At 65.3% G+C, this 13,257-nt stretch carries 11 protein-coding genes; 3 read left to right on the plus strand and 8 right to left on the minus strand.

What is annotated here, in order from left to right; genetic code table 11:
- Positions 1 to 131: 131 nt before the first annotated feature.
- Positions 132 to 668 (minus strand): sigma-70 family RNA polymerase sigma factor, encoded by a 537-nt coding sequence (locus D3874_RS16025; RefSeq protein ID WP_119778973.1) that lies wholly within the window; start codon positions 666 to 668, stop codon positions 132 to 134.
- Positions 669 to 1,097: 429 nt separating this feature from the next.
- On the opposite strand from D3874_RS16025, the gene D3874_RS28060 reads away from it, so the two are divergent.
- The 3 genes from D3874_RS28060 (at position 1,098) to D3874_RS16035 (ending at position 3,297) form a co-directional block, all read left to right on the plus strand.
- Positions 1,098 to 1,334 (plus strand): hypothetical protein, encoded by a 237-nt coding sequence (locus D3874_RS28060; RefSeq protein ID WP_147385691.1) that lies wholly within the window; start codon positions 1,098 to 1,100, stop codon positions 1,332 to 1,334.
- A gap of 138 nt (positions 1,335 to 1,472) precedes the next feature.
- Positions 1,473 to 2,309: an SDR family NAD(P)-dependent oxidoreductase gene (locus D3874_RS16030; RefSeq protein ID WP_119778974.1), complete on the plus strand. Its 837-nt coding sequence runs from the start codon at positions 1,473 to 1,475 to the stop codon at positions 2,307 to 2,309.
- A 346-nt stretch (positions 2,310 to 2,655) separates the two neighbouring features.
- Positions 2,656 to 3,297: a TetR/AcrR family transcriptional regulator gene (locus D3874_RS16035; RefSeq protein WP_119778975.1), complete on the plus strand. Its 642-nt coding sequence runs from the start codon at positions 2,656 to 2,658 to the stop codon at positions 3,295 to 3,297.
- On the opposite strand, the gene D3874_RS16040 is transcribed toward D3874_RS16035, so the two are convergent.
- The 7 genes from D3874_RS16040 to D3874_RS32480 form a co-directional block, all read right to left on the minus strand.
- Entirely contained in the window at positions 3,294 to 5,537 is a 2,244-nt protein-coding gene (locus D3874_RS16040) for a DUF1302 domain-containing protein (RefSeq protein ID WP_119778976.1), read from the minus strand. The two genes, D3874_RS16035 and D3874_RS16040, sit on opposite strands and share 4 nt — an antisense overlap.
- Before the next feature lie 35 nt (positions 5,538 to 5,572).
- A complete protein-coding gene (locus tag D3874_RS16045; protein ID WP_119778977.1) occupies positions 5,573 to 6,952 on the minus strand; it encodes a DUF1329 domain-containing protein in 1,380 nt (459 codons plus the stop codon).
- Between the two features lie 221 nt (positions 6,953 to 7,173).
- Positions 7,174 to 8,199: a histone deacetylase family protein gene (locus D3874_RS16050; RefSeq protein ID WP_119778978.1), complete on the minus strand. Its 1,026-nt coding sequence runs from the start codon at positions 8,197 to 8,199 to the stop codon at positions 7,174 to 7,176.
- The gene (locus tag D3874_RS16055) at positions 8,196 to 9,101 is read right to left on the minus strand and encodes a nitrilase-related carbon-nitrogen hydrolase (RefSeq protein ID WP_119778979.1); all 906 of its coding nucleotides are present in this window, start codon (positions 9,099 to 9,101) and stop codon (positions 8,196 to 8,198) included. Before D3874_RS16055 ends, D3874_RS16050 begins: the two co-directional genes overlap by 4 nt.
- Positions 9,102 to 9,267: 166 nt before the next feature.
- A complete protein-coding gene (locus D3874_RS16060; protein WP_199699098.1) occupies positions 9,268 to 10,317 on the minus strand; it encodes an extracellular solute-binding protein in 1,050 nt (349 codons plus the stop codon).
- Positions 10,318 to 10,349: 32 nt separating this feature from the next.
- The gene (locus D3874_RS16065) at positions 10,350 to 11,147 is read right to left on the minus strand and encodes an ABC transporter permease (RefSeq protein WP_119778981.1); all 798 of its coding nucleotides are present in this window, start codon (positions 11,145 to 11,147) and stop codon (positions 10,350 to 10,352) included.
- A 1-nt stretch (position 11,148) separates the two neighbouring features.
- Positions 11,149 to 13,011: an ATP-binding cassette domain-containing protein gene (locus tag D3874_RS32480; protein ID WP_456306450.1), complete on the minus strand. Its 1,863-nt coding sequence runs from the start codon at positions 13,009 to 13,011 to the stop codon at positions 11,149 to 11,151.
- Between the last annotated feature and the right edge of the window lie 246 nt (positions 13,012 to 13,257).

Here is a 13,257-nt window from a genome sequence, read left to right on the forward strand (position 1 = left end):
TCCTGTTCATGCTGCGCCGTCCATATGGTGGGGCGGCGGCTCGCTTCAACCCCTTGTAAAGCGGCCTGTCAAGGGGGTGAGGCACAAAACCGAAACGGGCCGGATCTTGCGACCCGGCCCACCTTCAGGGGTCACTCGGCGGCGGCCATGGGCGATATCGCCCCCAGATCCGTCACCGACTCCATTTCCATCAGGCCGGCCAGGCGGGCACGCGCCCGGGCCAGCCGGCTCTTGATCGTGCCGACGGCGCAATCGCAGATCCGCGCGGCCTCGTCATATGTTACACCGGCGCCGACGATCAGGATCAGCACTTCGCGCTGTTCGGGGGGCAGGCGCTGAATGGCCCGCTCCAGCGCGCGCAGGGCAAGGCTCCATTCCTGCCGCGGCCCTACGGTCAACTTAGCCGCCTGGAGATCGTCGACATCCTCCACCTCCCAGCGCCGGCGGCGAACATTGGTGTAGAAGGTGTTGCGCAGAATCGTGAACAACCAGGCCTGCAGATTGGTGCCCGGCTCGAATTGCTGTCGTTTGGCCCAGGCCTTGGTCAGCGTATCCTGGACCAGGTCGTCGGCATGGGCCAGATTTTTGGCCAGCGAACGCGCAAATGCCCGCAAGGGGGGCATCACCCGAATGATCTCCGTTCGCCAGTTGAATGGGTCCGTTGTCATTGGTCCTCCCGTTCGGGTTGTCGAGGGAAGCACCTCGAAGGAGCCGCTAACCGCGGCTCATAGGACTTTTCGCAATCGCCCGTTCAGTCGACGATCGACTCTCCTGCACAGAAATCTCGCGCACGAGGTGTGGGCCATCGGCGGCGCCACGCAGAATACAATGAGCTGCGCACCGATTGGTTCCCTGCCCGGCTCGCTGCGGCGCACCACGGGCGATCGAAAAACGGGATGGAACGACGCGCGGTATCGTAATGCCTGTCGATACACCGCCCGCGTAGTCCTGCATTATTCGCCCGCGGACCCAAAAGGCCGCCGGCGCGTTATCGGGTTGAATACCCGGGTGTGGGACGAGGATTTGCCGTCATGCAACGCACGGAGTGACACACTTGCCGGCAGGGTTTTCGGAAACATCGGCAGCAGCGTGGCAACGTGACCGGCGAGGAGGTTTTGTTGCGTATTCGAACGAGATTCTCAGGCGCATCGCCGCCCCGATCCAAAGCGCCCGCCGGCGACGCGCGGCTTACCCTGCTGCTGCGGCAATACTTCGACAACCTGAAGGCGCAGCCGCTCCCCGCGGCATTGAGCAAGCTGATCGAGCAATGGGACAGTGAACAAGGCACAACGCCGCCGCAACGCCCCGATTGGCCCCGGCATCGACGCTCCTAGCACCAGAATTGCCACCCGCTCGCCGTTTTCGTCGCATCCAACCCGCCCAGGCCGGGCGGCGCTAGTCCACGCGGGGGATGCCGCCATCAGGTCGATGCCCGAGTCTGATGCCTGGAACCTTAAGCCAGGGCGGGCGTCATGACCGGTCAATCATCCCTCGCGGGCCGCACGGCCTTCATCACCGGCGGCAGCGGCGGCATCGGCTCGGCTTGCGCCGGGCGCCTGCTGCGCGATGGGGCCGCCGTGCTGCTGATGGCCAGGCGCGAGGCGGAACTGGAAGCCACCCGGGCCACCCTGCTGGCTGCCCATCCCGGGGCCAGGGTCGAGATCTGCGCCGGCGATGCCGGCGACGTCCACGATGTCGAACGCGCCCTGGCCGCGGCCCATGCCCTCCAGGGCCGGCTCGACATCATCGTCGCCACGGTCGGCGGCAGCCTGGGCCTGAAACCCCTGCTGCTGCACGATATCGACAGTTTCCGCCAAGTCATCGACCGTAATCTGACCAGTGCCTTCATCGCCCTGCGTTACGGCATTCCGCTGATGACCGGCGGCGGCAGCGTCATTTGCATCTCGTCGGTCTGCGCCAGCCTGCCGTCGACGCACCTGACCCCCTATTGTTCGGCCAAGAGCGGGCTGGAAGCGCTGGTGCGGGGGGCCGCCAAGGAATGTGCGCGGCTGGGCGTGCGCGTCAATGCCATCCGCCCGGGCATGACGCGGGCGGCCGGCGTGCAATCCATGTTCGGCGCAAGGATCATGCAGGAGCGTGCTCACGAGCTGATCCCCCTGGGCCGCCCCGGCGAGCCGTCCGAGGTGGCAGAGGCGGTGCGCTATCTCGCCGATGCCGCCTGGGTGACCGGGCAGAGCTTTGCCGTCGACGGCGGCTCGGAACTGGCGCTCAACCGGGCAGCCGACGAGGCGGATACAGAACTGTTCGGCAAGGCCTGGCCCCCGCCATGGTCTCCCGACGAACGCTAGAAATCAGCGACGTCGCCGCAGCCACGTCTTGGCCGCACGACCCTCGTGCGTCATCACCTTCGCGCGTCATTCCGGCGAAAGCCGGAATCCATTGCCGTGCGGGACTGGGACGGTGATCCAGCATGGCGACACACAATCCGCGCGCCAAGCCCATGGATTCCGGCTTTCGCCGGAATGACGGTGTAGAGATACTGTAGACGTGTCGATTTCGCCCACAACAGCGGAAACAAGGGCATCGCCGTAGTGACATTTTTATTTGCTATCGAGCCCGACACTCTCACGATTAAGCTATAATGCGAGCATCTTATCTTGTAGGCTCGCATAAAGCTCGTCGTGGAGACGCCACTTGGCCAAGGCCATCGATCTCGACATGAAAAAGCGCCCGGTCCAGCGCCGGGCCTTGGCGACGGTCGATGCGATCGTCGAAGCAGCGTCGCAATTGCTGGTGACCATGCCCTACGAGAGCGTCACCACCAACCGCATCGCCGACCGCGCCGGGGTGGGCATCGGCTCGCTCTACCAGTACTTCCCCAACAAGGAAGCGATCGTGACCCAGGTGGTTGCAGCCTGGGTCGACGAGATGGTGGCGGAGGTGGGCGCCGCCCTCGACGCCTCGGTCCAGCACGAGATCGCGGCGGCGGCCCTGGCCATCGTCTCGACCTTGTTCGATGTCGTCGATCGCCACCGGGCCCAGGTGCAGCTCATCCTGGAAGGGATTCCCTTCGCGGCCCAGATCCCGGCCATCCAGGCCTTGCCACCCACCTTGCTGGCCCTGTCCGTCCGCTCCTATGCCTCGGTGGGCAACCGCATGCGTTTCGCCCGGCCCGAGGCGGCGACCTTCGTGATCATGGTGATGGCCCGGGCCTCGATCATCGAAGCGGTGCTGCATTGCCCCCCTCACCTCAAGCGGCGCGATGTCGAAGAGACCATCGCCGATTTCATCGTCCGCATCATGGTCGGCAACGCCACCGAGGGGATGCCGGCCTAGAACTGATAGGTTGCCGCGACACCGACGAAGTCGCGGTCGATGAAGGGATTGCGCGAGCCGCCGGGACCGCCGCCCGCGCCGAACGATTTGAAGTAGCTGGCGCTAACCGAGAACCGTTGCGAAAACTCCGCCTTGAGGCCCACCAGGATCGAGGTCATGCCCTTGGTGAAGCCCGGCAGGGGCGCCGGCGTGATGCCGACCAGGCCGTGGGAAAAGGCGAAGGACGGCGTCAGCTTCACCCCGTCGATCAGGTCGGGATAGTCGAAGAAGAAGATGCCCTGGACCCCGCCCGACCACTCGGTGGGCAGGCGGCCGGTGGGATTGAACGGCGGGCCCAGCGCGGTTGCCGGCACCGCCGGCGAGACCTGTTGCCCGGCGACCAGCACCGGCCGGCTGTAGAAGCCCGAGAAGCCGTTCTGGCCATAGGCCGCATAGGGCGTGCCGTCGTTCAGGTCGACATGCAGCCCGCCGAACTCGATCAGGCCGATGACCTGGGTCGCCCCGCTGAGCATCGTAATCAGATCGGTGCCGCCGAAGATCTTGGTGAAGCGCAGCGCCGCCTGCCAGACGTCGTGACGCTCGTCGGCACGGATGATGCGCCCGGGAATGAACTGGTCGTCGAACTTGTAAGGGTCCGGCCCTTCGATATAGGGCGCCACGCCGAAATTGTTCAAGGACAGCGGCCCCAGCGGCAATTGCGCCTGGGCCGTGCCCTGGTCGATCGGCACGCCGCCCAACTGGTCCAGCGCCAGGCCGAAGAAGATCGGCGCGGCGATCAGCACCGGCACATCGTGCTTGAACGAGATCTCGCCGTTGATGGCGATGCCGCTGTAATTCTCGGTGGTGCTGAAGGCAAAGCCCAGCATCTGTATATCGTCGGGGTAGTATTGATAGATCTTGCTGTGGTCCATGTTCTCGAACACGACGCTGCGCGGCAGCGTGCCCAGCGACGGATCGAAAAGCTGGGCGGTGACCGGCGCCAGCGCCGGGCTGAGCAGGTCGGTCAGCAGGTCGCCGCTGGACTGGAAACCGGGTGCCAGGGCTTCCAGCGCGGCCATCACCTGCTGCTGCCCTTCCAGGCCCAGTTGGGCGAGCGCCGTGCCCAGCACGCTCTGCGATGCCTGGAGAAAATTGCTCTGGCCGGTACCCTCGGCATAGTGCTCCGGCGCCTTGAAATAGGCCGAGGGCAGCCGGCTGCGATACTTGACGTAGTAGAACTGGAACTCGGTATTGTTGAGGTCGGGCGAGAAATAGCGCAGCGAGGCGCCCCAGTCGGTGGTCGCGGGATCGTCCAGCTCCTCCAGGGGAATCCCCACCGAGATCGCCTGCGGCCCGGTGCCGTAGGGCGGGGCCGGATTGTTGTAATCGGCAAAGTTATCGCGCCCCACGGTGTAGGCGCGGCGGTCGCCGAAATCGGTATAGACCGAGGTGCCGGTCGAGCCTTCGCAGACATTGTCGTTGAAGCTCATGAAGGCGCCGCAGGCCGGCAGGCGCGCCGGCTCGAAGCCGAAGCCGACGAAGGCCTCGGCGGTGAGGCCTTCGGCGACTTCATAGTCCAGCTTGAGCATCGGCACCGGGATCAGTGCATCCTTCAGCTCGGCGCCGGGGGTGAGGATCTTGATCACGTCCAGGCCATTGATCACCGAGATGCCGTTCAGGGTGAACAGCGCCTCGCCCCAGTTCAGGATCTGGCTGCCCACCTTCACCGCGAGATTGCGGTCGAAGACGGTGAAGTTGCCACCCACGTAGTATTCGCGGAACTCGGCATCCCATTCCGCCTCGTCCTTGCCGGTCGGCGAGTAGCGGCCATTGTAGGGGCGTTCCTCGGGGCCGTTTTCCGCCAGGTCGTTGCGGGCGGCGATCGAGTCGAAGAAGGCCGTGCCGCTGACCGTGGCGAAGTAGTTGCGCCACTTCAGGCGCAGCTCGGAACTGACCGATGTAACCTGTGACGTCAGATCGTACTTGTCGTAGTTCAGGTCGCCGTCGTCGGCATCCGCCGCCGTCGCCCTGCCGCCGTTGTAGAAGCCGACGTTGCGCGGGTCGCGATCGGCCATGCGCACCTGCAAGCCGACCGACAGCGTGGTGACGATCGACCCGGTGACTTCCTCGCCCATCTCGAAATCATAGGCGGCGGCGGTCCCGCCCAGCAGGGCGGCGGAAAGAACGATGACCGAGGCGTGCGACGCGGACAGCCGCCCACGCCGGCCACGCCGCTGAACAGCGGGCAACCTGATCTTCATGGGCAATCCCCCCCTTGCCGATGCTGACGATCGGCTTACTGCTGGCCCATGCGCCTGATCGCATCCGGCGTGAACATTGAATTGTCGATGCCCGAGGGCTTGCTCTCGCTGGGCTTTTCCTCGCCCTTCAGGCCGAACACCAAGTATTTGCCCGATTGCAGGTCGTGGGAGATTTCCACCGCCGACGAGCAGAGCGGCACCTCGTAGTAGTTCAGCACCGGCCCGTCCTGCACCCGCCACAAGGCGCCGCGCGTGTCGTAGATGTCGACCAGCGAGATGTTGAAGCCGTCCTCGTCGACGAAGAAGGTGCGCCGGCCGTAGATGTGGCGTGTCCCCTCTTTCAGCTTGGCATCGACCACGAAGGCCCGGTGCAGTTCGTAGCGGGCAAAATCCTGGTTCAGGTGATTGGGGATAAGCAGTTCCTTGTACTTGTGCGCGGGCGAATTCAGCTCATAGGCGTTGTAACCCATGTAGACCTCGCGCATCGGCTTCAGGTCGAAGGTGTAGCGGTCGGTCGCGCCGTTATACATGTCGAAGGTGTCGGCCGGGGCCAGGCCGTCGGTCTGCGGCGCCGGGTTGTCGTAGGAGATGTCCGGGGCCTTCAGCACGCGGCGGGTGCCGGGATTGTAGATCCAGGCCTGGCGCGGCAGTTCCTTGGCATTGATGGTGTCGAGCACCAGCACGATGGCACCCGCCGCCTTGGGCGGATAGGTGATGAAATTGAGGTAGGAGACGAAGATGTTCTTGAGCTGCTTGATATCGCTGACGTCACCCACCTCGGTCAGGCCCGGCCCCGAATAGTGGATGATGCCGAAGTCGCGCCCCCTCACCATGTCGAAGCTGCCGTCGCGGGCCACCAGGGCGCCGGCGAAATAGCGGCGGAACTTGAAGCCGCGGTAGTGCAGCCGGTGGTTCCAGATCACCTCGACGCCGGCCTTGGGGATCGGGAACGGGTTGCCCAGCAGGGCATCGTTCAGGCCGTTGTTGTCCTCGGTCATGGTCGCCGTGACGGCGTTCTTCTTGTTGGCCTCGTAGACCCGCTCGGGCAGCGCGCACGAGCGCCTGGTCTGGTAGACCGGCAGCTTGTAGGTCGCATAGAGCTTCAGCAGGGCCAGTTGCCCGGCGGTCAGCTTGTCTTTGTACTGCTCGGCATTGGCCCCGGTGATGGTGAACTTCGGCTTGTCGTCCGGGTAGGGATTGGTCATGTGCTTGCCCGGCACGTAACTCGCCGGCGGCGCGGTCAGGCCGCCGTCCCAGGCCGGGATCGAGCCGTCGGCATTGCCGGCGCGGATGCCGCCCAGGGGCGTCAGGTCCTTGTCCAGCCGGTCGGCCTCGGCCTGTGAAACCTTTGCCTGTGCCCCGCCCGCGACAGCCAAGGCCAACAGCCCGGCCAGCGTTACCGCCACCGCCTTCATGCGCTCTCCCCCTGTAACCCTGGATCCCCGTTATCGGGATTTCTTGGTCACAAGGGTGACGGCCGCGAATGTAAATGTGAACTCGGGTTCCTGGCGCCAGCGGGGGTTGGCCGGCCAGGGCCGGAGAGTGGCGGAAAGGTTGGGTTTCTAGCGCAATCCCAGAGCCGGCGTACCCGTCATGATATGAGCTGGAATACGGGTTTACTCGTAATCTGGGGTGGTCAGGCCCCCTCGAAACCGGTCAGCACATTGGCCGTATTGACCCCCAGCGCCTCGACCGCATAGCCGCCCTCGAAGATGAACAGGGTCTTGAGGCCCAGCCCGGCGATCCGCTCGCCCATGCGCAGATAGTCGGGCGACTTCAGCTTGAATTTCGAGATCGGGTCTTCCTCGAAGGTGTCGAGGCCCAGGGAGACCACGACCGTGTCGGCGCCGAAGGCAGTGATCTTCTCGCAGGCGGCATCCAGCGCCGGGCCATAGGCATCCCAGGCCGAGCCCCAGACCAGCGGCAGGTTCAGGTTCGCCCCCTCGCCCTGGCCGGCCCCGTGCTCGTCGGCATAGCCCAGGAAATAGGGATACTCCTGCCGGGGGTGGCCATGGATCGAAGTGAACAGTACGTCGGGGCGGCCATAGAAGATCGCCTGGGTGCCGTTGCCGTGATGATAGTCGACATCGAGGATCGCCACCCGGGCGCCAGCCTCGACCAGCACCTGGGCCGCGATCGCCGCATTGTTGAGGTAGCAGTAGCCGCCCATCTGGTCTGCGGTCGCATGATGGCCCGGCGGCCGGCACAGGGAGAAGGCCGCCCGTTCGCCGGCCGCAATCAGGTCGACCCCGGTCAGCGCCACCTCGACCGCCGAGGTGATCGCCGTGAACGAACCGCGGGTCAAGGCGCAGCCGGCATCGAAGGAGTAGAAGCCCAGCTTGCCGTCGATCGAGTCGGGCTCGATCTGGCGCAGCGAGCGCGCGGGCCAGGTCATGGGCAGGGCGTCGCTGTCGCCATGCTCCGCCAACCAGGCCGGCCAGGCCTGCTCGAGAAAGGCGATGAAGCGCGGGTCGTGAACCTTGGCCGCGGCGGCGATGCCCATGCGGGTCGGCTCGATCACTGGCCCCAGCCCGGCCGCCGTCACCTGCTCCAGCACGATTTCGGCGCGGCGCGGGCATTCGAAGGCCGGGGTCATCTGCCCGCCGATCAGCTCGTAGGCGGCGTGGTGCAGATTGTGGTCGGCGGTGTAGATCGTCTTCATGGCAAGTCCTCGATGACAAGATGCGCCGCGTTCCAGGCGCCGGGCCAGACCTCGGCCCCGGCCCGGCGCAAGCCGCGCACAAAGCCCAGCGGCAGATCCTGGCAGAGAAGATAGGGGCCCAATCCGTCGGCCTTGTCGCCGATCCGCGTGGCCGGGCCGAGGCCCAGGTAACCCAGCGCTTCCTCGCAGGGCAGGTAGATCGCGGCACCCGAAGTGTTGGCATGGGGCAGGCCGCCGGTGGGCCGCTCGCCGATGCAGCCGACGGCGGCAACCACGGTCATCAATTCGACCGCCCGCGCCTTGGCGCAGCCGAAGACCCGGGCATTGCCCGAGGCAAGCCGGGTCATCGACGGCACCACGACGAAATCGAGGTCGAGGATCGCCAGCCGGCTGGACAGGGCCGGCAACTCGATGTCGAGGCAGATCACCACGGCAAAGCGCCACGGCCCGATCCGCTGCACCTTAAGCGCCGCGCCGGGGGCGAGGCACCAGGCGGCGGGATCACGTTCGCCGGGCGTCAGCGCCAGCTTGTCCTGGGTGATGTGGCGGCCGTCGGGATGGAGGATATGGGCGCGGTTGGTGTAGCGCCCATCGCCGCCGTCATGGGGGATCGTACCCGCGACCAGGGCGACGCCATGGCGCGCCACCAGGGGCTTCAGCAGGGCAATCGCCGCCGCCTCCTGCGCCGCCAGCCACGGAATTTCAGCGGCAGCCGCCAGGGCAGGGGCAAAGCCCAGCCATTGGGCGCAGGCATATTCGGGCATGACCAGCAGGGCAGCACCGTCGCCCGCCGCCCGTACCAGCATGGTCTCGACACCCGCCACCCAGTCGTCGAGCGAGGCCAGCGCCGGTTCCAGATTGGTCGCCCACAGGGCGATGGTCAGCGTATCGGTCACAGCCATAGGCCTTTACAGCAAAGCCCTCTCCGCCCTTCAGGGGGGAGAGGGTTGGGTGAGGTGGGTCGTCGGCATAAAGCACGCCTGTTACCGGCCACCACCTCACCCTTCCCATCGCTTCGCGACGGGCCCCTTCCCTCTCCCCCGCAAGCGGCGGAGAGGGACTACCCGGTTACTTCTTCACGTTGGTCCAGACCTTGTCCATCAGTTCCTTGGCCTTGGCACTGCAGGGCGCCGCCATGACGAAGAGCTTGTCGGCGCCTTCGGGCGGCACCACCGCCGGATCGGTCTTCATCGTCGGCTCGAGGAACTCCGACGAGGCGGTGATCGGGCTCATGTAACCGGTGAAGTTGGAGGCCTCGGCGATGTTCTTGGGCTCCAGCATCCAGTTGATGAAGATCTTGGCTTCCTCGACATTCTTGGCGCCGACCGGGATCGCCAGGTTGTCGGCCCACAGGCTCATGCCTTCCTTGGGGTAGACATAGGTGACGGTGGGCAGGTCGGCCTTCACCCGGTGGGCGCCGCCGTTCCACTGCATGTGCAGCACCACTTCCTTGGCGGTCATGCGCTCGATGATGCCATCGGAATTATAGAGGGCGACGAAGGGCTTCTGCTTCAAGAGCAGTTCCTGCACCTTCTTCATCTCGGCCGGGTTCTCGCTGCACAGCGGCACGCCGACATAGCGCGAGGCATTGTTGATCATCTCGACCATGTCGTTCATGGCGCCGATCTTGCCGCGCAACTCCTCCCGCGGCTCGAAGAATTCCTTCCAGCTATCCTCGAGCTTGGGCGCCGCCGCCGTGTCATAGGCAAAGGACGTGGTGCCGTACATGTAGGGCGAGGAATACTTGCGCCCCGGATCGTAATAGGGGGTCTTCAGCGGCCCTTCGACATATTTGAAGTTGGGCATCGACGGGGTGTCGATTTCCTGCAGCAGCTTCTCGTCGATCATGATCTTGATCATGTAGTCCGACGGCACGATCACGTCGTAGCCGGTGCCGCCGGCCTTCAGCTTGGCCAGCAGGGTTTCGTTCGAATCGTACTGGTCAAGGGTGACGGCGATGCCCGTCTCGGCGGTGAAGCGCTTGAGCAGGTCGGGCGGGATGTAATCCGTCCAGTTGTAGAGCACGAGTTCCTTGGCCTGGGCGGCGAGCGGGGCCGCGACGGCCATGGCCGCGATCAGCGCGGGGCCGGCGATGCGTTTCAACAAGCTTAGCGTCATGACCAGATCTCCTTGGGAACGAGGTGGGGGCTTCAGTCGGCCGAACGCGCGGAACGCCGGCCGAGCCAGGCCGAAAGCGACACGAACGCGATGGACACAACCAGCATCAGGGCCGAGATCGCGTTGACCTCGGGCGAGATGCCGATACGCAGGCTGGTGAAGATGTAGATGGGCAGGGTCGACGCGCCCGGCCCGGCGACGAAATAGGTGATCACGAAATCGTCGAGGCTGGTGATGAAGGCCAGCATGGCGCCGGCGATGACGCCCGGCCACAGCAAGGGCAGGGTGACCCGGGTGAAGGTTCGCCATTCATTGGCGTAGAGATCGGCCGCGGCCTCGCGGTAGGCCGGCGGCATGCCGTCCAGCCGCGCCTTGATCGGCAGATAGGCGAAGGGGATGCAGAACACCACATGGGCCAGCATGACGGTGAACAACCCGATCGACAGGCCGATCGAGATGAAGAAGATCAGCGACGCAACCGCGGTGACGATTTCCGGCACGATCAGCGGAAAGGCAATCAGCGAGGTTATGGCGTTCTGGCCCCTGAAGCGGGCGCGGTCCATGCCCAGTGCCGCCGCGGTCGCGACGATGGTCGAGAAGATGGTCGCGACGGTTGCGACCACCAGCGAATTCTGGGCCGCGCGCAGGATGTCGGGATTGTCCATCACCCGGTAATACCAGTCGAAGGTGAAGCCTTCCCAGATCGTCGCCGAACGGCCCGAATTGAACGACAGGCCGATGAGCACGATGATCGGCAAATAGAGGAAAATGAAAAAGGCCAGCGCGGTCAGGCCGGCCCCGGGAAACCGCCGCAGCGTGTTGGTCGCCATGTCAGCGGCCCTCCGTCACGGCGGCGCGGCCATAGCGCAGGGAATAGGCCATCAGCGCCAGCATCACGATCGCCAGCAGCGCAAACGACAGGGCGGCGCCGAAGGGCCAGTTCTGCGAGGCGCCGAACTGCTGCTGGATCAGGTTGCCGATCATCAAGGCCTTGCCGCCGCCCAGCACCTCGGGCGTCACATAGGCACCCAGGCAGGGCACCAGCACCAGGATCGAGCCCGCCGCGATCCCCGGCATGGACAGGGGAATGACGATCCGGCGCAGGGCGGTCAACTTGTTGGCGCCCAGGTCGTAGGCGGCCTCGACCAGGCGGAAATCCAGTTTCTCCAGGCTCGAATAAATCGGCAGCACCATGAAGGGCAGGAAGGAATAGACCAGTCCGATCAGGTTGGCGGTGTCGGTATAGAGCAGGCCCAGCGGCCCATCGGTGAGGCCGATGCCCTGCAGGGCACTGTCGACCAGCCCCTCGCGCCGCAGCAGCAGGATCCAGGCATAGGTGCGGACCAGCAGGTTGGTCCAGAACGGGATGGTGACCAGGAACACCAGCAGGTCGCGCCGCGATTTCTCCTGCTGCGCCATGTAGAGCGCGGTGGGAAAGCCGATCAGGAGGCAGATCGCCGTGGTCACCCCGGCCAGGAAGAACGAGCGGCCATAGATCTGCAGATAGGCATCGTTGAAGATCAGGCTGTCGTCGAGGTCGTGGTCGAACAGGAACTGGATGTAGCTGTCGAAGGACAGGGTCCAGATCACGCCGCCATAGGTTGCCCGTTCCAGAAACGAGTAGATCAGCATCAGGCCTAGCGGCAGGACCATGAAGACGAAGATCAGGCCCGCCCCGGGGGTGATCAGTGCCGCCCGCCTGGCGGCCGGAGAGCGGCGGAAGTATCCGATCATCGTCCCCGCCCCCGCCCGCTCAATCCGTGAAGGCCCGGATCGCGGCGGCGGGCACCGCCACCTTGACCCGGTCGCCCTGGGCATGGGCGAAGGGCGCACCGGGCAGGTTCTGCTCGCGCACCCGGATGCGGCCGCCGCCGTCGTCCAGCACCACGTGGAAGGTCGTGTCGGTGCCGAAATAGACCACCGTTTCGATCGTGCCTTCCAGGATCGCATCCCCGGCAGGGCATCGAAGGACAGGCGCTCGGGCCTGGTCGAGACGACGATGGCCGTGCCGGGCGGCACCTCCACCGGCGCCGTGCCGGCGATGACGGCACCCGAGGTCAGGCGGAAGCGGGCGACGCCCGCGTCATTGGCCTCGACCGTCGCATTGATGAAGTCGGTCTCGCCGATGAAGTCGGCGACGAAGCGGTGTTCGGGCGTCTCGTAGATTTCGCGCGGGGTGCCGACCTGCAGCACCTTGCCCGCCGACATGACCGCGATGCGGTCCGACATGGTCAGGGCTTCTTCCTGGTCGTGGGTGACGAAGACGAAGGTGATGCCGGTCTCGGTCTGCAGGCGCTTGAGCTCGATCTGCATTTCCTTGCGCAGCTTCAAGTCGAGCGCGGAGAGCGGTTCGTCGAGCAGCAGCACCTTGGGCCGGTTGGCCAATGCGCGGGCCAGGGCCACGCGCTGCTGCTGCCCGCCCGACATCTGGTCGGCCTTGCGGTGCTCGAAGCCGACCAGCTTGACCAGGCCCAGCATTTCGGCGACGCGCTTCTTGATCTCGTCGCGCGGGACACGCTGCATTTCCAGGCCGAAGGCGATGTTCTGGCCCACGGTCATGTGCGGGAACAGGGCATAGGATTGGAAGACGGTGTTCACGGGGCGCTGGAACGGCGGCAGGTGCTCGATCTGCTCGCCGTCGAGCAGGATCTCGCCCTCGGTCGGCTGTTCGAAGCCGGCGATCAGGCGCAGCAGCGTGGTCTTGCCGCAGCCCGAGGGCCGAGAAGGGTGAAGAACTCATTCCGCCGGATGGACAGCGACACCTGGTCGAGCGCCCGAGTGCCTCCGGCGAAGGCCTTGACCACATTGCACGCCTCGATCGCCGGGCGTGCCGGAACTACGCCATCCCCAAGATCACCCCCTTGGCCCGCATCTGTTACGCAGATGCGAACGGAACGTCCAAGTCAGGCTAGAGCCCCTGCCCTTGGATTGTCCAGCCAT

This window comes from Oleomonas cavernae (genome assembly GCF_003590945.1).
GTDB classification, from domain to species: Bacteria; Pseudomonadota; Alphaproteobacteria; order Zavarziniales; family Zavarziniaceae; genus Zavarzinia; species Zavarzinia cavernae.

Excerpts from the sequence above, each read along its gene's own strand:
- D3874_RS16025 (WP_119778973.1), bottom strand. The coding sequence starts at position 668 with ATGACAACGGACCCATTCAACTGGCGAACGGAGATCATTCGGGTGATG.
- D3874_RS16030 (WP_119778974.1), top strand. The coding sequence starts at position 1,473 with ATGACCGGTCAATCATCCCTCGCGGGCCGCACGGCCTTCATCACCGGC.
- D3874_RS16040 (WP_119778976.1), bottom strand. The coding sequence starts at position 5,537 with ATGAAGATCAGGTTGCCCGCTGTTCAGCGGCGTGGCCGGCGTGGGCGG.
- D3874_RS16045 (WP_119778977.1), bottom strand. The coding sequence starts at position 6,952 with ATGAAGGCGGTGGCGGTAACGCTGGCCGGGCTGTTGGCCTTGGCTGTC.
- D3874_RS16050 (WP_119778978.1), bottom strand. The coding sequence starts at position 8,199 with ATGAAGACGATCTACACCGCCGACCACAATCTGCACCACGCCGCCTAC.
- D3874_RS16055 (WP_119778979.1), bottom strand. The coding sequence starts at position 9,101 with ATGGCTGTGACCGATACGCTGACCATCGCCCTGTGGGCGACCAATCTG.
- D3874_RS16060 (WP_199699098.1), bottom strand. The coding sequence starts at position 10,317 with ATGACGCTAAGCTTGTTGAAACGCATCGCCGGCCCCGCGCTGATCGCG.
- D3874_RS16065 (WP_119778981.1), bottom strand. The coding sequence starts at position 11,147 with ATGGCGACCAACACGCTGCGGCGGTTTCCCGGGGCCGGCCTGACCGCG.